The 18,132-nt window shown below is 62.7% G+C and carries 19 protein-coding genes and 1 tRNA gene; 5 read left to right on the top strand and 15 right to left on the bottom strand.

Annotation, left to right across the window (positions count from 1 at the left end):
• The first annotated feature begins 75 nt into the window (after positions 1-75).
• The 3 genes from HB676_RS11490 to HB676_RS11480 all read left to right on the top strand — a co-directional run bounded on the left by HB676_RS11490 (position 76) and on the right by HB676_RS11480 (position 4,120).
• Complete coding sequence (locus tag HB676_RS11490; RefSeq protein ID WP_213738239.1) at positions 76-321, top strand: hypothetical protein; 246 nt, start codon at positions 76-78, stop codon at positions 319-321.
• 182 nt (positions 322-503) lie between these two features.
• Positions 504-2,210, top strand: coding sequence for a methyl-accepting chemotaxis protein (locus HB676_RS11485; RefSeq protein ID WP_275944932.1), 1,707 nt, complete (start codon positions 504-506; stop codon positions 2,208-2,210).
• 203 nt (positions 2,211-2,413) lie between these two features.
• Complete coding sequence (locus HB676_RS11480; RefSeq protein WP_213737914.1) at positions 2,414-4,120, top strand: methyl-accepting chemotaxis protein; 1,707 nt, start codon at positions 2,414-2,416, stop codon at positions 4,118-4,120.
• Between the two features lie 18 nt (positions 4,121-4,138).
• On the opposite strand, the gene HB676_RS11475 is transcribed toward HB676_RS11480, so the two are convergent.
• The 9 genes from HB676_RS11475 to HB676_RS11435 all read right to left on the bottom strand — a co-directional run bounded on the left by HB676_RS11475 (position 4,139) and on the right by HB676_RS11435 (position 11,981).
• A complete protein-coding gene (locus HB676_RS11475) occupies positions 4,139-6,886 on the bottom strand; it encodes a DUF2339 domain-containing protein (RefSeq protein ID WP_213737913.1) in 2,748 nt (915 codons plus the stop codon).
• Positions 6,887-7,136: 250 nt separating this feature from the next.
• Positions 7,137-7,643 (bottom strand): protein-tyrosine phosphatase family protein, encoded by a 507-nt coding sequence (locus tag HB676_RS11470; RefSeq protein ID WP_213737912.1) that lies wholly within the window; start codon positions 7,641-7,643, stop codon positions 7,137-7,139.
• Positions 7,644-7,797: 154 nt separating this feature from the next.
• Positions 7,798-8,421 (bottom strand): HD family hydrolase, encoded by a 624-nt coding sequence (locus HB676_RS11465; protein WP_213737911.1) that lies wholly within the window; start codon positions 8,419-8,421, stop codon positions 7,798-7,800.
• Positions 8,418-9,044, bottom strand: a complete 627-nt coding sequence (locus tag HB676_RS11460) for a DNA-3-methyladenine glycosylase I (RefSeq protein ID WP_213737910.1) — start codon at positions 9,042-9,044, stop codon at positions 8,418-8,420. Before HB676_RS11460 ends, HB676_RS11465 begins: the two co-directional genes overlap by 4 nt.
• Positions 9,041-9,922: a folate-binding protein gene (locus HB676_RS11455; RefSeq protein WP_213737909.1), complete on the bottom strand. Its 882-nt coding sequence runs from the start codon at positions 9,920-9,922 to the stop codon at positions 9,041-9,043. Before HB676_RS11455 ends, HB676_RS11460 begins: the two co-directional genes overlap by 4 nt.
• 114 nt (positions 9,923-10,036) lie before the next feature.
• Positions 10,037-10,303: a hypothetical protein gene (locus tag HB676_RS11450; RefSeq protein ID WP_213737908.1), complete on the bottom strand. Its 267-nt coding sequence runs from the start codon at positions 10,301-10,303 to the stop codon at positions 10,037-10,039.
• A gap of 220 nt (positions 10,304-10,523) precedes the next feature.
• The gene (locus HB676_RS11445; protein ID WP_213737907.1) at positions 10,524-10,901 is read right to left on the bottom strand and encodes a TIGR02301 family protein; all 378 of its coding nucleotides are present in this window, start codon (positions 10,899-10,901) and stop codon (positions 10,524-10,526) included.
• Positions 10,902-10,980: 79 nt separating this feature from the next.
• Positions 10,981-11,406: an NUDIX hydrolase gene (locus tag HB676_RS11440; protein ID WP_213737906.1), complete on the bottom strand. Its 426-nt coding sequence runs from the start codon at positions 11,404-11,406 to the stop codon at positions 10,981-10,983.
• A 77-nt stretch (positions 11,407-11,483) separates the two neighbouring features.
• On the bottom strand, positions 11,484-11,981 hold the full coding sequence (locus HB676_RS11435) for a hypothetical protein (RefSeq protein WP_213737905.1): 498 nt from the start codon (positions 11,979-11,981) through the stop codon (positions 11,484-11,486).
• Between the two features lie 62 nt (positions 11,982-12,043).
• Here HB676_RS11435 and HB676_RS11430 point away from each other — a divergent pair, with 62 nt between their 5' ends.
• A complete protein-coding gene (locus HB676_RS11430; RefSeq protein WP_213738237.1) occupies positions 12,044-12,805 on the top strand; it encodes an SOS response-associated peptidase in 762 nt (253 codons plus the stop codon).
• Between the two features lie 115 nt (positions 12,806-12,920).
• Here the strand turns inward: HB676_RS11430 and HB676_RS11425 are convergent, their stop codons facing one another.
• The 5 genes from HB676_RS11425 to HB676_RS11405 form a co-directional block, all read right to left on the bottom strand.
• On the bottom strand, positions 12,921-13,556 hold the full coding sequence (locus HB676_RS11425) for an aspartate/glutamate racemase family protein (RefSeq protein ID WP_213737904.1): 636 nt from the start codon (positions 13,554-13,556) through the stop codon (positions 12,921-12,923).
• A gap of 67 nt (positions 13,557-13,623) precedes the next feature.
• Positions 13,624-14,205: an NUDIX domain-containing protein gene (locus HB676_RS11420; RefSeq protein ID WP_213737903.1), complete on the bottom strand. Its 582-nt coding sequence runs from the start codon at positions 14,203-14,205 to the stop codon at positions 13,624-13,626.
• Between the two features lie 22 nt (positions 14,206-14,227).
• The gene (locus HB676_RS11415; RefSeq protein ID WP_213737902.1) at positions 14,228-14,671 is read right to left on the bottom strand and encodes a GNAT family acetyltransferase; all 444 of its coding nucleotides are present in this window, start codon (positions 14,669-14,671) and stop codon (positions 14,228-14,230) included.
• A gap of 135 nt (positions 14,672-14,806) precedes the next feature.
• On the bottom strand, positions 14,807-16,234 hold the full coding sequence (locus tag HB676_RS11410) for an FAD-binding oxidoreductase (protein ID WP_213737901.1): 1,428 nt from the start codon (positions 16,232-16,234) through the stop codon (positions 14,807-14,809).
• A gap of 24 nt (positions 16,235-16,258) precedes the next feature.
• Positions 16,259-17,251, bottom strand: a complete 993-nt coding sequence (locus tag HB676_RS11405) for an L-threonylcarbamoyladenylate synthase (protein WP_213738236.1) — start codon at positions 17,249-17,251, stop codon at positions 16,259-16,261.
• Positions 17,252-17,319: 68 nt separating this feature from the next.
• On the opposite strand from HB676_RS11405, the gene HB676_RS11400 reads away from it, so the two are divergent.
• A tRNA-Pro gene (locus HB676_RS11400) sits at positions 17,320-17,396 on the top strand.
• Between the two features lie 209 nt (positions 17,397-17,605).
• On the opposite strand, the gene HB676_RS11395 is transcribed toward HB676_RS11400, so the two are convergent.
• Positions 17,606-18,013: a DUF1330 domain-containing protein gene (locus tag HB676_RS11395; RefSeq protein ID WP_213737900.1), complete on the bottom strand. Its 408-nt coding sequence runs from the start codon at positions 18,011-18,013 to the stop codon at positions 17,606-17,608.
• Positions 18,014-18,132: the final 119 nt, after the last annotated feature.

The following is an 18,132-nucleotide window of genomic DNA, read 5'->3' as shown; positions in this document are numbered from 1 at the left end:
AACTCTCGACCCAGCGTGATCCGCAGTGAGGGTGGTCAGACGCCCCTCGGCGTTTAGAAATGCCCGGGTTTGAAAATGTCGATGTATTTTTTCAGGATAAGTCACGGCCGTTATTCCGGCGCGTCCGATCAGGGCTCCGAATTTGAAAGCCGGGAGGACGCGTGGGCCGAAATGACCAAGGTTTGCGCCAATCTTCTGGGCGGCATTTCCCGCAGCCTGCAACAAAACAGCGAGTGGCAGATGGAAATGCTGGATGAAGCCAGGAGGCCGGTATTCAGAATCCGCCTGCTGGGGGAAGCGTTGCGTCAGCCTGCGCCGTGAAAGGCGAAGGATATCCTCGCTCGCAGCCATCGGTTCGTCGTCGCACGCGGCGACATCTGATACTTCAAGCCTGAACCTTAAATTTACCAAGTCACCGCTATCGTCGCGCAGCCGGAAAGGTGGCGAACGCTGATCGTTCCTCGCCATGATCTGAACGTCCGCGCGCACCGGGTGAATGAAAAATGAAAAACCTGCTCAACATGGCCGCACTTCGCTCGATTTCCGCCAGACTGACGGCCATGGCCATCGCCGGCGTACTCTTCATGGTGTTCGTCGCCTGCACGGTGCTCTTCATCGCCCGCGCTGAACTCGCCAACGAACGGACCGAAAGAGCCCACGCCGTGGTCGATGCGGTCTGGAGCATGGCAGAGAGTTTTCAGCGTGCGGCTGAATCCGGCGCGATGACCCAGGAAGAGGCCAAGGCGCGTCTGTTCGCGGACTCCAGCGCGATCTGGTTCGAAGGTCACACCAACTACCTCTTCATTTATGACACCGAGACCGGGATCTGCGTGTCGAACGCCGGAAATCCGGCGTTGATCGGTAAGAATATCCGCGACATTAAGGACGTGAACGGCCTGCCCTTCGCATCGATGATGCTTGATATAGCGAAACGGGGCGAAGGCATGATCCGCTACCAGTTTCCGAGGGGAGGAGACAAGGTCCCGCAGGACAAGGTCGCCTATGTTCGCGGCTTCGCGCCCTGGCATCTGATGATCGCTTCCGCCGAATATATGACGGAGATTGACGCGACCTTCTGGGGAATGGTTCGGACTGCTGCCATGGTGATCGGCGTTCTCCTGCTGCTCTCGATCGGCATCGCCTGGGCGGTCGCGCGCAGCGTGGTCAAGCCATTGTCCCGTCTCAAGTTGCGGATGGCGGGTCTCAGCAACGGCGAACTCGATGCTCCCGTTCTCGATGCGGACCGGCACGACGAGATCGGGGAGATGGCGCGCACGGTAGAAGTGTTCAAGGGCGCGATGATCGAGACCGACCGGCTGCGCGCCGAGCAGACCGAACTCGAGCAGCGCCAGTTGCAGCAGCGCAAGATGGACATGCACCGGCTTGCCGACGATTTCGAAGGCGCGGTTGGCGAGATCATCGAAACCGTCTCGACAGCCTCAAGCGAACTCGAAAGCTCGGCCTTGACGCTGACCACGACCGCGGAACGCGCCGAAGACCTCACCACCAAGGTCGCGGCGGCGTCCGAAGAGGCCTCCACCAACGTGCAGTCGGTGGCATCGGCGACCGAGGAGTTGACCGCCTCGGTCAACGAAATCAGCCATCAGGTGCAGGAGTCGGCGCGGATGGCCACGGATGCGGTCACTCAGGCCCGAAAGACCAACAGCCGCATCGGCGAATTGTCGAAAGCGGCGGCCCGCATCGGCGATGTCGTCGAACTGATCAATACGATCGCCGGCCAGACCAATCTGCTCGCGCTCAACGCCACCATCGAGGCGGCGCGCGCCGGCGAGGCCGGGCGTGGTTTCGCGGTCGTGGCGTCCGAGGTCAAGGCGCTGGCGGAGCAGACCGCCAAGGCGACCGGCGAAATCGGTCAGCAGATCACAGGCATCCAGGCGGCGACGCAGGAATCGGTCAACGACATCAGGGAAATCAGCGGCACGATCGAGAAGCTGTCGGAGATTTCCTCCACCATCGCGGCTGCGGTGGAAGAACAGGGCGCGGCGACGCAGGAGATTGCCCGCAACGTGCAGCAGGTCGCCCATGGCACCATGCAGGTCTCGTCCAACATCACGGACGTCCAGCGTGGCGCCAGTGAGACCGGCTCGGCCTCGTCGCAGGTGCTTTCGGCGGCGCAGTCGCTGTCGGGCGACAGCAACCGCCTCAAGCTCGAGGTCGGTAAATTTCTGAGCTCGGTAAGAGCGGCCTGACCGGTCGGCTGAAACTCCACAACGCCCTTCATTTGCGCCGCGCGCCGCCCGGCTCGCGGCGCATTGCGCATCGTTTCGGCACACGGCCGTAGTTTTACGGTCCCGTAAATTAACGGGAACTAAGTTCCCGTAACGATAACACTTTCTTTATTTCGCGACCCGGGGCCACGCCCGGAAGCCGCTGAAATATTGAAAGGCCTGCCATGTCTCTCCTCGCCCGCTTCAAGATCATCACCAAAATTCTTGCCGTCATCATGCTGCTGTCGGCGACCGCCATCGCGATCAGCTGGCTGGGCATCCATGCGATGGCTTCGCTCAACACCGGCGCGGATAATATGAGTTTCGCTGCGCGACGGGCACTGGAGGCTGCGAGGGCCAATCAGAGCGTGATCGCGCTGAACCGGGCTGAGTTTCGTGTCGCGCTGGATCCAAGCGCGGAAAATCGTGCGGCGGTGCATGGCGTGATCGAGGAGCAGATGAAGCTCTTTGACGAAAGATTGGCGGGTGTGGGCACGACGCGCGATGCGCAGGCGGCCAGCATGTTGCCTGCCGTCAAGGAAGCGATGGCCGACTATCGGCGTGATCTTCAGAATACGCTCAGCCTCGCCGATAGCGCCAAGGATGTGCAGTTAGGCGATCTGACGGTTCAATTGCGGGATTCCGCGATGAAGAGCCGCGCCGGGGCGGAGAAATTGCAGGGCACGATCCGGGCGGTCGCCGACCGGCTGGTCGAGCGCGTCGAAAATCTTTCCAAACAAGCCAGCGAAGAATACGAGGCCACCTCACGCCAGTTGATGATCATTGCCGCTATTGGCATCATTTTCGGCGTAGCGGCCGGCTACCTGATCGGCCAGTTCGGCATCGTCAAGCCGATCGTGCTGCTGAAGGCGGTCATGGAGGCTTTCGCGGGTAATGATCTGAAGGCTGACGTTCCCGGTATCGAACGCCGTGACGAGGTGGGCGACATGGCCCGTACCGTCGAAGTCTTCAAGAAGAACGGACTCGAAGTCGAGCGGATGCGCGCGGAGCAGGTGGTCACCGAAAAGCGCAATGCCGACCAGCGCAAGGCGGACATGTTCAAGCTGGCCGACGATTTCGAAGGCGCGGTCGGCGAGATCATCGAAACCGTGTCGTCCGCTTCGACCGAACTCGAAGCCTCGGCCTCGACGCTGACCTCAAGCGCGGTTCGCTCGCAGGAACGCGCCACCATGGTCGCGGCTGCGTCCGAGGAGGCCTCCACCAATGTGCAATCGGTAGCATCGGCAACCGAAGAACTGTCTTCGTCGGTCAACGAGATCAGCCGTCAGGTGCAGGCTTCGGCGCGGATGGCTAATGAGGCGGTCGATCAGGCCCGCAAGACCGACGGCCGTATCGACGAACTGTCGAAGGCGGCGGCCCGCATCGGCGATGTCGTCGATCTGATCAACACCATCGCCGGCCAGACCAACCTGCTCGCGCTCAATGCCACCATCGAAGCAGCCCGTGCCGGCGAGGCCGGTCGCGGTTTCGCGGTCGTCGCATCCGAGGTCAAGGCGCTGGCGGAACAAACCGCCAAGGCGACCGACGAAATCGGCCAGCAGATCAGTAGCATCCAGACGGCGACGCAGGAGTCGGTGGGAGCGATCCAGGAAATCAGCGGCACCATCGAAAAGCTGTCGGAGATTTCCTCGACCATCGCGGCCGCGGTGGAAGAACAGGGCGCGGCGACGCAGGAGATTTCCCGCAACGTGCAGCAGGCCGCTCAAGGCACCATGCAGGTTTCATCCAACGTCGCCGATGTGCAGCAGGGTGCCAGCGAGACCGGTTCGGCCTCGTCGCAGGTGCTGTCGGCGGCACAATCGCTGTCGAGCGACAGCAATCGTCTCAAGCTTGAAGTCGGCCGGTTCCTGAGTTCGGTACGGGCGGCCTGACCTAACTCTCACAACACGCTAGACGTTCGCCTGAACGGCGTCATCGGACGGTGGCGCCGATCGGCGGCGAAACAGGATTCGCTGGTACAACCAGCCGATCGCTACCAGCACCAGGCCGAGGCACATGAACGACAAAGCGCGGTAGACACCCGTCAAAGTCGACATGTCGATCAGGAACGCCTTGAGGATCGTCAGCGCGATGACGATAGCCGAGGCAAGCCGGGCGCGCTGCGAGTTGAAGACGATACCGATTCCAAGCAGCGTCACGCCGAACGCCAGCCACGCAATCGAATAAGTGTATTGCTCGGCGCCGCCGGTCACGCCGCTGCTCAATTGCGGGCCGTGATAGAGCCGGCGGATTTCAAGCGTCACATAGCTGAGCGCCAGCACCAGCGCCGCGCCTGCAATCGTATTGCCATAGGCGGCCGTCCGCCGGCCCGCGACCGCGTAGGACAACAGCAGCGCCAGCACTGCGGGCAGCGCATAGCCGAGCAGGACCGGATTGATGAACACGCCCGCTATTTCGATGCGCCATATCGCTGGATTGTCGAAGAACAACAGCCCGGACACCGCGGCCAATCCCGCGAAAACCGTGAGCAAGACGGCGGCGACATTGTGGATGACGCTGCCGGTGCGGATCCGCAACCGCTCGAGGCCGATCGCCATCGCCAGCGCCGAGCAGATCTGCAGCGCTGTCTCGGTGAGGCTGCCAATGTCCTGGTAGACGTTACCATCGTTCATGGCATGGCGGATTTCCATGAACACCAGCAGCACGGTGAACAGGATCGCGGCGGATTCCACCGTACGCAGCGGCGCGTCGTTGCCACGGCGGCGCAGGAAAATGCTGGCCATCCAGAACGACAGCGCCGGCAGGCCATAACCCAACAGCAGCCAGTTGAAGATTGGCGTGGTGCCGATGGCATCGCCGACAATGCGCGGCTCGTAGCCGATGCGCAGCACAACGATCCCCGCAAGAATGGCGGCCAGCGCGCGCAGGAACGGAATCGGCCGCTGCATCGAAATCCAGGCGGTGCCCATCGACATCAGCGCCAGCGCGATCGTGAGCCAGCCTTTTTCGAGTGCAAAGGTCAACGCCAGCGCCAGGGCGCCAAGTGCACCGGTGGCGAACAGCGCAATCGAGATCGGCAACCCCGGCCGGTTGTCACGCTTGGTGAGAATTTCGGTCGCCGCGCCAAAAGCGGCTGCGAGTACGACCGCCAAGATCGCAAACGGGATCGAGCGGTCGAGATGGGCGATGCGCGCATAGAGCGCGATCAGCAGCGCCAGCGGTGTGAAGACGGCTGCCGCCGACCATACCACCGGGATGATGGCGCTCACCGAGCGCCCCTGCGCGAGGAATCCCGCGGCACCGAAGCCAAGTGCGAAGATCGCCGCTGTGATCAGATGCAGCGAAACCGAGCTGTCGGTAGCGACAGGGCCGATGCCGGGTAACGGTCCGCCCGGCAGCACCAGCATGTCGGGATTGCCGCTGACCGCCCATGCCGCAAACACGATAAAGACGAACGCGGCTGCCGCGCCGACCGCGGCGGTGGCAGCTTGCGCCCGCCATGCCACCAACAATGCGCCGGCCACCAGCCCGGTGAACACGATCATGGCGGCGTCGGCATGGAAACTCGCGAGCACGATCAGGGTTGCGCCGGCGAGGTAGGCCGCGAGCGAACCGGATGAGATCGGCTCGATCCGGCCCTCATCGGCCGGCGGCCCAAACAGGAAGCCGCATACCACCAGCAACGCGGCCAGCACGAAACCGGCCACGACGTGGAACGCATGTGGTCCGATCATTGAGGGGCCGCACTCCAGACAGGGAAAAGTCCAGAGCAGCGCGAACAGGATGGTGGTGACGGCGAGCCAGCGCCACAGCCTGATCCGCGCCAGGCCGAAGGCGGCCGCGGTGACGATGGCAAGATAGATATACAGCGCCCAGAAATCCGGCTTCTCGGACGAGACCAGAACCGGCGTGGCGAAGGCGGCGGCGACCCCGAGGCCGGCCAGCGCCGGTCCGTGCAGCAATGCGGCGGCGAGCGTGCCCAACGCGACCAACCCGAGCAGGATGAAGGCCGTGGCAGGCACCAGAAAACCATATAGTGCATAGGCGGCATAAACGGTCGCGAAGGCCACGGCAGTTCCCGCCGCGGTGAGGATCGCCGGAATATTGGCGATCGGCAGCGCATCGATGGTGGAGAGGCTCTCCTTGCGTCGCGTCCATTCGCCGGCCGCCAACAGCGCCAGCGCGAACGCGCCACCCAGCAGCGTTCGCACGCCGGGCCCGAGCAGCCCTGCCTCGATCGAATAGCGGACCATGAAGAAGCCGCCGAGCGCCAGCGTCAGGCCACCGACCCAGACCACCCAGCGGGTGCCGATACGTTCCTCAAAGCCAGGCTGGGCCGGCGGAAGCGGCGGCGGCGCAGCGGCTTCGACATCGCTCGGCGCAGTGGGTGCATTCGTTTCGGCTGGCGCGGCTGTCTCAGCGCGGGCCACTGCCGCCGGCTGTTCGGGCGCAATAGCCGGCGATGGGGTGGTCGGAGCCGGTTTCCACTCAGCGCGTGGGAGTGGCGGCGGTAAGGGCCGTTGTTGCAGGCCCGATCCTTGTTGGACACCCGGCCCTTGTTGGAAGCCCGGTCCTTGTTGGAAGCCTATGGCTTCGATTGCGTCCAGTCGCGCCCGCAGGACTGCGGCCTGATTGAAGGTCTTGCGCGCGACAATCAGCGCCACAACGGCAATCGCCATCGCGAAAAAGTCGAACATCAATCCTCCAGCCGACCGGCCCGTCGTTCGGGCTGATCACGTCAAATCCGTTTGCAACGATAAATTCCTGGCGTCGTCGGACGCACCGGCGTCGTCGGCTCAATCCCGATGTGTGTCGGTATCGCGCCGGATGGTTCGACCCGCGCATACGATTCCACGCCCCAATCAGCATTGACAGGGCCGCTCGCGTCAGTGAGTGGGATTTCGGGTGATAAAAGTTCAAACGCCGCCGGGTAGGAGGCTTACGGCATCATTCGAGATCGACGCGGAACGGCCGGCCTTCGACCGTCATGCTGCCCGGGCCAATCTCGTCGAGCGCCCGCAGCATCCGCCCCTCGCGCCCCAGCGCCTTGTCGGCCAGGCTGACGATCAGTCGGTTCGGCGATGCGATCGGCGACGCCGCGCGGATTTGCCGCGCGATTGCGATCTCGTCGCGATGCGGATTGAGCATGCAGGCGGCCGCGAAGGCGCTCGCAGTCGAGCGGCTGATGCCGGCATAGCAATGGACGACCAGCGGCGCGTTGCGATCCCAGCCGCGCACAAAATTCAGGACCTGCTCGATGTGAGAATCCGACGGCGCGACAAAGCCGTCCATGTGCTCGATGATGTCGTCCATCTGCACCTTCAGATGATTGGCCGGCAGCACCGATTCCGGCCGCTGCACCTGGGCGACATTGGCCATGACGGTGAGAACGTGGCTGGCGCCGACGGCCTTGACGGTGTCGGGAAGGGCGGCGAGGGAGCAGACGTGAATCATGGCAGTCCTTTTGTCGCGACGATTATAAGCCTGCCCGCGAGGCGGTGAAAGCGGGTCTCGCAGGTAGCATGTAGGGTGGGCAAAGGCGCTCTTCGCCGTGCCCACCACCTATCGTGTGAAGCAAGATGGTGGGCACGCTGTCGCTTTGCCCACCCTACGAAGACGAGATGGTTTTGAACCTTGCCAAAAACCGCTTCTCGGCTTTGGCCGCGGTCCAGGGCGTCAGATAATCCCGCTCCGTCGTGGCGGGAAGGCCGGGGTCGCGGCCGAACAGCCGCTTTGCCTCGGCTTGCGCAAAACCGGCGAGGTGCGTCGCCTCGAGATAGGCGGCGCCCCGGTCGGCCGCCTTGATCTGCTGGGTGATCTCATCCGGCAACACCGCTGGCAGGCCGAAGCGGATGTGGATCGCCGACAGCAGCCGCTTTTCGACCGCCTTGTAGTTCCCGCCCAGCACGGCCTTGAACGGCGAGATCATGTCGCCGATGACATATTCCGGCGCATCGTGCAGCAACGCGGCGAGCCGGAAACGGATATCGATGCGCGGGCTCTGCTCGCGCATCACGGCTTCGACCAACAGCGTGTGCTGCGCCACCGAGAAAATATGCGCGCCATTGGTTTGCCCGTTCCAGCGCGCCACGCGCGCCAGGCCATGGGCAATATCGGCGATTTCGATATCCAGCGGCGAGGGGTCAAGCAGATCGAGCCGCCGCCCCGACAACATCCGCTGCCAGACGCGCGAGGCGGTTTCGGGCGCGAATGACGATTTGCCCGCCGTCATTTGGCTTTGAGGCGTGGCGCGCGCTGTTTTCCGGCGCAATTCTCGTGGCAAAAGCAGGTGACCAGATGGTCGTTGACCATGCCGGTGGCCTGCATGAAGGCATAGACAATGGTAGGGCCGACAAATTTGAATCCGCGCGACGCCAGTTCCTTTGACAGCTTGATCGAGATGGGTGTCGACGCCGGCACGCTGGCGGTGGTCTTGAAGTGGTTGACCTTCGGTCTGCCGTCGACGAAATCCCACATGAATTTGGAAAAGCCGGGGCCGTCTTCCATGATCTTGAGATAGGACTTCGCGCTGTTGATGGTGCCTTCGATCTTGGCGCGGTTGCGGACGATGCCAACATCGTTCATCAGTGCATGAACTTTCTTGGCGTTATAGCGCGCGATCTTTTCCGGCTGGAAATCATCGAAGGCCTTCCGGAAATTGTCGCGCTTGCGCAGGATCGTGATCCACGACAGGCCGGCCTGGAAACCGTCGAGGATGAGTTTTTCATACAGCGCGCGGTCGTCATATTCCGGCACGCCCCATTCGGTGTCGTGATAGGCGATGTAAAACGGATCTTCGCCCGGCCACGGGCACCGCGTCAGGCCGTCGGCATGCAGGCGCGCGGATCTGGTCATGCCACGGTCTGCCGGGGTGGGGAGCGCACATCGTCGGGATCGGCGAGGTGCAGAGAAAGGCCGCCTGAAGTCAGCGGGATTTTTGCATTGAGCGCGTCGGCGACACGGTCGATCCGTATCAATGCGAGACCGTTGCGGTCTGCGGCCGAACCCATGGTGCCGACCGGCTTGTCGCCGGCGAGGATCGCAGCCCCCGGTTCCGGCGCCGCGCCGTCGAGAACGATCCGGACCGTGCGCGTGCGCGCAGTGCCGCGATGCTGCATCCGCGACACCACTTCCTGCCCGACATAGCAGCCCTTGTCGAAATCGACGCCGTGCAGCCGGTCCATATTGGTCTCATGCGGAAACGCATCGCCATACATGAAGTCGAGCCCGCCGCGCGGCACGCCCGACGCAATCCGATGTGCATCATAGGCGGCGCTGTCGACCATGTCAGCGCCGATCAGATCGGCCGCTTTTTGCGCGAGATCCTGCGGCACCAGAATCCGCCAGCCGAGCCTGGCATCGCGCGGATCGGCAAACGCCAGATCAGGTTTCAGCGCGAGATCGCCGTCCCACGCCGCCAGTACCCCGAGATTGTCCGAGAGATTCTCGACGGTGACCTTGGCGCGCAACCGATAGAAACCGAGCTTGTCGGCGAGGCCTTGCGCGAGCACGCGCGGGCAGTCGATCAGGAAGCCGCCGCCATGGCCGGAAGGGGCCTCGGTGATCAGAAAATCCGTCGTGATCTTGCCCTGCGGCGTCAGCAAAGCGCCGAACCGCGCCAGGCCCGGCTGCAGCGCCGTGATATCGGTGGTGACAAGGCCGTTGAGAAAGTCGCGGGCGTCGTTGCCGCCGACCTTGATCACGCCCCGATCGGGCAGAAGCGCTGCTTTCATGTAAAAATCTCGTGTGACATGGACAGCAGAACGTAAGCCGCCCGGTCATAAACGACAAGGCCCGCGCAAGGCGCGGGCCGTAAGCAAACGATGGCGTTTTGGCTGGAGGCGAACTTACTGCTTCGCCATCTGTATCGAAAACTCGCCGTTGCGCACGCGCGCGGGGAGGCCTTCGACGAATTTTGCCACTGCATCTTCGCCGTAGGTGCTGACCAGTTCGGCGAAGGCCGCAAACAGGCTGGCCTGCGCCAGACAATCGCCATCGACACCATCGTGCCGCGCTTCCGCCCAGGCCTCGTTGAGATAACTGAGGGCAGCCTGTTTTTGCTCTTGATCGGGCAACGGGTCGCGGGCGGTCGAAAAGGACTCTGGATGGCTCATGGAACTCATCGAATGTGGGCGCGGTCCAGGGCGGAGCGCGTCGAATGCGTGAGGTGTAGCATGCGCCAGCGCGCCGCCTAGACCACTTCTTTAGGAAAGGTTAACGGCGACCCCCAACATGAATCTGTTATGCAGAAACCGAAATTTCCGGTGTGAAAAACCGGCATCCACAGAGCCTGTCATCGGGCGTACGTTCGCGCGACCCGTTGGCTTGAAACGCTTAGTTGGCGTAGCGCGCGGTCAGGTCCTTGGAGATCTTCGATCCCTCGTCGATATAGCGGCGGATCGCGACGGAAGCGGCGGGCGTGCAGGTGCGATAGGTCTGCTGGAAGCCGTTATAGCCACGGTTGAAGCCCGCGATCATGCGCGCGCGGCGATCGCCCGAGGGGGTCTCGGCATCGATCAGCGCCTGCATTTCATTGCGCCATTTGCCGCCTTCATTGCTGCCGCAAATGCCCCGCAGATAGTGCAGGGTGCCGAGAATCTCGGCCAGCCGCTGCAGGTCGCCGTCGAACGGCGCAGCCGCATCCTGGGCCCGCGCTGGGCCAGAAACACATGCCGAGAAGAGGACAAAGGCAGCCAGAAAATACTTTGACATGAATGGGTCCGGGACCGCCGTGATATGCCTTTTCAATGCGCTGGAAGCAAGGCGCGGGAACCCCTTTGGGCACCCGTTATCAGATCCCGAGCACGCGCCGGGCGGACTGGATGATGTCGGGCAGGCCGGGGGTGATGGCGAGATCGCCGAGCGCATCGGGGGCGAGCCACTTGAAATCGTCGAGTTCGTCGTTGAGCACCGGCTCGCCGGAACTCCAGCGCGCCGCGAATGACATGATCAGATAATGCCCGCCGCCGCCGGTTCCCGGCACCACTTCGCGCCAGCCGGCCAGATCGACGATCTCGATTTTCAGGCCGGTTTCCTCATCGACTTCGCGCTGCAAGGCGGCGTGCAGGGTTTCACCGAATTCAACCCGGCCGCCCGGCAGCGAATAAAAGCCCTTGGCCGGCGATCGCGCGCGCCGCACCAGCAGGATCTTGCCGTCGCGAAAGATCGACGCGCTGACGGCAAGCTGGGGATGAGACGGCTGAATGGAGGTCGTCAAGGTATGAACTCAAAAAGAGCAACGCGGTTTCGCAAACGACCATGCCTGATAGCTGGGCCAGGGTCTAATTCGACAATTCAATGGTTCATGATGAAGTCGACGTCGGCCTCGGCGCCCGAGCCGTTGATAATGCCGCCGGCCAGCGCCACCAGCGGCTTCACCCAGCCGGTGGCTTGCTCGGCCAGAATGGCGCGGGTTTTGTCCTGCCGGGCTTCGCGCATCGCCGCACTGACCGCGGTCAGGATCGAAGTCATGGCAGTGGTCAGGCTGTCGAATTCGGCGCGGATGTTGGCGTCGGCGGCTTGATAGGCCTCGATGGCGAGGTCGCGCGCCTTGAAGTTAGAGGCGGTGAAATGCTCGCTATAGGACAGTGGCTGCCATGCCAGGAAATCCTCCGAGCATTCCGGCATGTCCGGAATCATTTCGAGCAGCATGATGGCTTCGTTGAAATGATTCAGATAGTCGGTGGCGAGGCCGGTGCGGGGATTGATATTGGCTGCCCGCAATTGGGCAGCCCGCGCCGCCTGCTCGGGGCCCGTTCTGGGGTCTGGTCGCGGGGGCGCGGTTGATGTCATCTGCCGCAGTCTTATCGGTTGGGGTTAAAAGGTACTGAATAGATGCCTATGTGGACGACAGAATGTGCGGACGCTTTGTAATCACCTCATCGCCGGCCATTATACGGCAGATGTTCGGCTTCGCCGAGCAGCCTAATTTCCCGCCGCAACATAATATTGCGCCAACGCAACCGGTTCCGGTTGTTATCATCGAGCACGGGGCGAGGCATTTTCGCCTGATGCGCTGGGGGTTGTGGCCGGCCTGGGTCAAGGACCCCCGTAATTTTACGCTACTGATCAATGCGCGGGCCGAGACGATACGCGAAAAGCCCGCCTTCAAGAACGCGATCAGGCGGCGGCGCTGCCTGATTCCGGCGGACGGCTATTACGAATGGCACACCTCCGACCAGCGCAAGCGGCCCTATTTCATCCATCGCCGCGACGGCAGCCCGATCGGGCTTGCGGCAATTGCCGAAACCTGGATGGGGCCGAACGGCGAGGAAATGGACACGGTGGCGATCGTGACCGCGCCGGCGAGCGCGGATCTCGCCGTGCTGCATCACCGCGTGCCGGTGACCATCGAGCCCGCTGATTTCGAGCGGTGGCTCGATTGCCGCGCCGACAATGCCGAGACGGTGATGGCGCTGATGACGGGACCTCAAGAAGGCGAGTTCGCCTGGCATGAGGTCTCAACGCGGGTCAATCATGTCGCCAATGACGATGCGCAACTGGTGTTGCCGATCACCGCGGAGCAGCGGATGGCAGAGGAGCAGAAGCCGGCGAAGAAGGTTGTGTCGAAGAAACCGGCGGTGATGCCTGACGAGGGGCAGGGAAGCTTGTTCTGATCGCAGGAATCGTAAGGTGGGCAAAGGCGCCCTTGCGCCGTGCCCACCATCTTTCAGAGTTTGGATACATTGGTGGGCACGCTGTCGCTTTGCCCACCCTACGGGACCACCGAGGTCACCCGACGCCGAGCAATTGCTTCAGCTTCTGCACGGCGCTGTCGGGCGTGGTGAGAACCGGCAGGCCTGAGGCCTCGGCGACCATGGCGGCTGCGGGCGCCATGCTGTATTGCGCGAGTGCGATCAGATCGCAGTCGCGCAAATCGCGGGCGGCCTGTGCGACCAGACGATCATGTTCGGCGCGATCGCCGCGATCCAAAGCCGCCATCGCGCCTTCGGCCAGTTTCGGCACCACCTCGACCGAGCGCGGAAATTCCGGCGGCATCGACACCAGCGTCGGCGGGAAGGTCGAGAGCAGGCCGATGCGGTGGCCGCGTGCGGCGGCCTGCTCGATCATCGCTGCATTGGGCTTGAGCACCGGCATCGGTGCATGCGCGCGCGCAACCGCCTCGATACAAGGGCCGAACGCCGAGCAGGTGAACAGGATCGCATTGGCGCCGGTGGTTACAGCGTATTGGCCAAGCGCCAGGAAGCGGTCGGTCATCCCTGCGGTGAGGCGGCCCTCGCGCGCGACGTCGGCCGACAGGCTGTCGTCGAGCAGATTCATCAAGCTGGCGTCCGGCCACAGCCGGGCGAACGAGGCCTCGATCGGGACCAGCGAGTGTTTCAAAGCGTGAATGAGGGCGATGCGCATGGTGGTCAATCTGACTTTAGCCTGATGAGGTGTCAATGTCGTTTGAAACGGGTTTCGATGGCGAAGTTTATCTGAAAATATTCAGCGCCGCATATTGCAACAGCAGGATGGTCTTGGCGTCCATGATGCGGCCGTCGCCGATCATCGCGAGTGCCTGGTCGATCGGCAATTCCAGCACCTCGATATCCTCGCCTTCGGAAGCAAGACCGCCGCCGCTGCCGATCCGCATATCGGATTCATACTCGGCGACAAAGAAGTGCAGTTTTTCGGTGACGGCGCCCGGGCTCATGAAGGCCTCGAATATTTTTCGCACTTGGCCGAGCCGATAGCCGGTTTCTTCCTCCACTTCGGCGCGAATCCGGATTTCCGGAGTTTCGTTATCCAGCAGTCCCGCCGGAGCTTCGATCAAGAGATCGTCATAGCCGTTGACATAGGCCGGGTAACGAAACTGCCGCACCAGGATCACGCTGCGCTGCGCCAGATTGTAAGGCAGCAGCGCCGCGCCGTTGCCGCGATCGTAGCTCTCGCGGTGCTGGGTCTGCCATTCCCCGTTGGCGCGCCGCCATTCGAAGGTGGTGGTTTTGAGCGTGTAGTGGTTGTCCGAGAGCAGGCGGACGTTGTGAATGCGGATGCGGTCGGAGATGCTCATGCCATGCCTGTTGATTTCTGGCTTACGGTGTCGGCTCGCGGCCGTCGAGCCATTTGGCGTAGACGATGCGCTCCTGCTCCAGATAGCCGAGCGATTGATAGAATGTCTGAACCTGGCTGTTGTCTGTGCGCACCATCAGTTGCAGTTTTTCGATGCCGCGCTCGCGCAGCCAGTCTTCCGCGGCAGCCATGACGATACCGCCATATCCTTTATGGCGATGATCGGGATCGACGGCGACGTAATAGACCCAGCCGCGGTGGCCGTCATGTCCGACCAGAACCGAGGCGACGATGGCGCTCCCGTCACGCCCGGCCAGCACCGCGGCATTCGGGCCCTTGCGTGCGAGTGCGATGTCGGCGGCGGGATCGTTCCACGGGCGTGTCAAACCGCAACGCTGCCACAGTGCGATCACGGCGGCGATGTCGGCGTTTTCAATCGGTGCGATGGAGAGCGTGGGGGTGGTCATGGGAATTCCCTCTACGTCATTGCCTGCGACAAACGCGCAGCGTTTGCGCAAGGGAGCGAAGCGACGAAGCAATCCATCGTGCAACAACAAGAAAGGATGGATTGCTTCGCTTCGCTCGCAATGACGATTCTTCTTTTACAGCACCTTGCCCGGGTTCATGATGCCCTGCGGATCCAGCATCGCCTTGATGCCGCGCATCAGCTCAATGGCGACCTTGTCCTTGACGTCGGGCAGTTCATCGCGCTTGAGCACGCCGATACCGTGCTCGGCGGAGATCGATCCGCCCATGCGCAGCACGATCTCGAACACCACGGCGTTAACCGCGTGCCATTGCGCGAGGAAATCCGCCGCGTTGCCGCCCACGGGCTGGCTGATATTGTAATGAATATTGCCGTCGCCGAGATGGCCGAACGGTACCGGGCGTGAGCCCGGAATGAGTTTGACGACGGCCGCATTGGCTTCCGCAATGAAATCCGGCACCGCAGCCACGGGAACGGAAATATCGTGCTTGATCGAGCCGCCTTCCGGTTTCTGCGCGGCGGACATTTCATCGCGCAATTTCCAGAACGCGCTGCGCTGGCCGAGATTGGCCGCGATCACGGCGTCATCGACAATGCCGTCTTCCATGCCCTGCGCCAGGATAGCTTCCAGCGTGTCGCGGGCGTCGTCGCGCGAGGAGGACAATTCCATCAGCACATACCATGGATGCTTGCCGGTCAGGGGCGCGCGGATATCGATGCCGTGGCGCACGCTGAAATCGACCGCGATGTCGGCGAGCAATTCGAAACTGGTGAGGCTGCCGGCGGCTTCGTTGCGCGAGATCGACAGCAGTTTTAGCGCCTGTGCCGGCGATTGCAGCCCGATGAAGGCGGTCTCCACCGCGCGCGGTTTTGGAAACAGTTTCAGGGTCGCCGCGGTGATGATGCCGAGCGTGCCCTCGGCGCCGATGAACAGATTGCGCAGATCGTAGCCGGTATTGTCTTTCTTCAGCTTCGAAAGGCCGTTGAGAATGCGGCCATCCGCCAGCACCACTTCGAGCCCGAGCGCCATCTCGCGCGCGACGCCGTAAGCCAGCGCGGCGGTGCCGCCGGCATTGGTGGAGAGATTACCGCCGATGGTGCAGCTTCCCTCTGCGCCAAGTGAGAGCGGGAACAGCCGGTCCACGTCGGAAGCCTTTTGCTGGGCGATCTGCAACACCACGCCGGACTCGCAGCTCATGGTGTTGGAGGCAATGTCGATGTCGCGGATCTTGTCCAGCCGCCGCGTCGAGACCACGACCTCGCCATTGTGCGGCGTCTGTCCGCCGACCAGCCCGGTATTGCCGCCCTGCGGCACCAGCGCGATTCGTTGTTCGCTGGCGAGCTTGCAGATCGCGGAGACTTCCGCGGTCGAGCCCGGCCGCAGCACCAGCGGCGATCGTCCGTGAAACAGACCGCGCTCTTCGGTCACGTAGGGCGCGATATCGGCCGTTTCGGTGACCGCGTATTTGTCGCCGACGATGCCGCGAAAGCGCGCGATCAGTTCGGGCGAAAGCGGGGGGAGTGCGGGTTGAACGATATTCATTGTCGTCTCTTGTTTTGTTTTTGTTTAGTCCCGATCCACCGCGGCACGGCGCAACCGGTCATTGATCGCTTCGCCGAGCCCGTGATGCGGCACCGGCATCACGGCGATGGCGCGGGCTCCCCTGGTATCGAGGGTGCGAAGATAGCCGAAAAGATTGGCGGCGGCCTCATTGAGATCGCCGCGCGGGGATAAATTCATCACCGCGTTCGCCGTCTCGACGCCGTCCACGACGCCAGGCCCGAACGCCAGCAGCGCCTCACCGGCCTCGATGCCCCGGGCATTGAGCCGCACCCGCGTTCGCGGCGCATAATGCGAGGCCAGCATGCCCGGCGCCAATGGCTGGCCGCTGTCGTTGTCGGCATCCTCAGGCGGCTGCACCAGCGCACGGCCCAGCACGCGCTCGATCTCGGCCCGGGGCAGCCCGCCCGGACGCAGCAGCATCGGCGCCTCAAAACAGCCGACGATGGTGGATTCGACGCCGACATTGACGGCGCCGCCGTCGACGATCAGGTCGATCAGCCCCGCGAGGTCGTGATGGACGTGTTCGGCTGTGGTCGGCGAGACATGGCCTGATAAATTGGCCGAGGGCGCCACGACAGGCCCGCCAAAGGCGCGCAGGATGGCCCGGGCCACGGGATGCGCGGGAACCCGGACCGCGACGGTATCGAGCCCGGCGGTAGCGAGATCGGCGACCGGGCAATTCTGCGATTTGGGCAGCACCAGTGTCAGCGGGCCGGGCCAGAACGCCTGCGCCAAAGCGGTCGCGGTCGCGTCAAAACGGGCGATTTTCTGCCCGGCCGCGAAATCCCCGACATGGGCGATCAGGGGATTGAAGGCCGGCCGGCCCTTGGCCGCGTAAAGCCGCGCAATCGCGCCGGGGTTGGCTGCATCGGCGCCGAGCCCATAAACCGTCTCGGTCGGGAACGCGATCAGGCCGCCCTGCGCGAGGTACCGCGCGGCCGAGGCCACGGCAGCCTCGTTTGCCGGCAAAATTGGCGTCGTCAGGCCCACATTCACAGGAATCAAAGTCCTCAATTCGGCTTCTTGCGGTATGCGAAAGCCAAGGCTATAAGCCGCCTTCTTGTCGGAGTGTGGCTCAGCCCGGTAGAGCACTGCGTTCGGGACGCAGGGGTCGCAGGTTCAAATCCTGCCACTCCGACCAAGATATCATTGGGTTTTTTCCCCTCATTTCGATGTTCGGTCAAGTCGGGCGCCGTTTCGGCCGCCGGGATCCCTTGGCCGATAGCTACGGCAGCCCCTTGGTTGCCGAAGCAGTGCGTAGCAATACCCATCAATCGTCGTTGCGAGATGATGGGTTTCGCAAGTGCTCTACCCATCCTACGAGATATTGCCAATTGCGGCGCGCGATCATCACTGGCCTTCGAGGAAATAAACCCGCGATATCGAAGCCTCGTTCCTGATCGCCAGAATTCTCTGGAATTCCGGCGAATGAAACCACGCCAGGGCTTTTTCCCGGCTGGGAAATTCAAGCACGACCACGCGTGGACTTGGCGCTTCGCCGATGATCGGTTCCGGCGTACCGCGTGACACATATTGTCCGCCGAACAAAGCGAGCGTTGCCGGCACCTGATCCTGATAGATTTTGTATTTGACGGGATCGGTGACCGTGAGTTCGTTCACAACGATGCTTCGCATCTTCTGGGGGCGAAAGCCTCCCTGCTCGCCGGATTGGGCGACAGCGATATGCGGTGCCATCGCCGCGCCGATGGCGAGCGTGAGGATGCCGAACAGTCGCCGCGATATCTGGTTAATCGTCATCGCGATCGTCCTTCCGATGTTTTCTTAGCTCGGTAGGATGGGTTGAGCGTAGCGATACCCATCAATCGTTGTTGCAAGGTGATGGGTTTCGCAAGTGCTCTACCCATCCTACGGGCTAC

The organism is Bradyrhizobium sp. dw_411, from assembly GCF_018449695.1.
Classification (GTDB): Bacteria; Pseudomonadota; Alphaproteobacteria; order Rhizobiales; family Xanthobacteraceae; genus Bradyrhizobium.
This window is presented reverse-complemented; position numbering and strand designations above follow the sequence as displayed.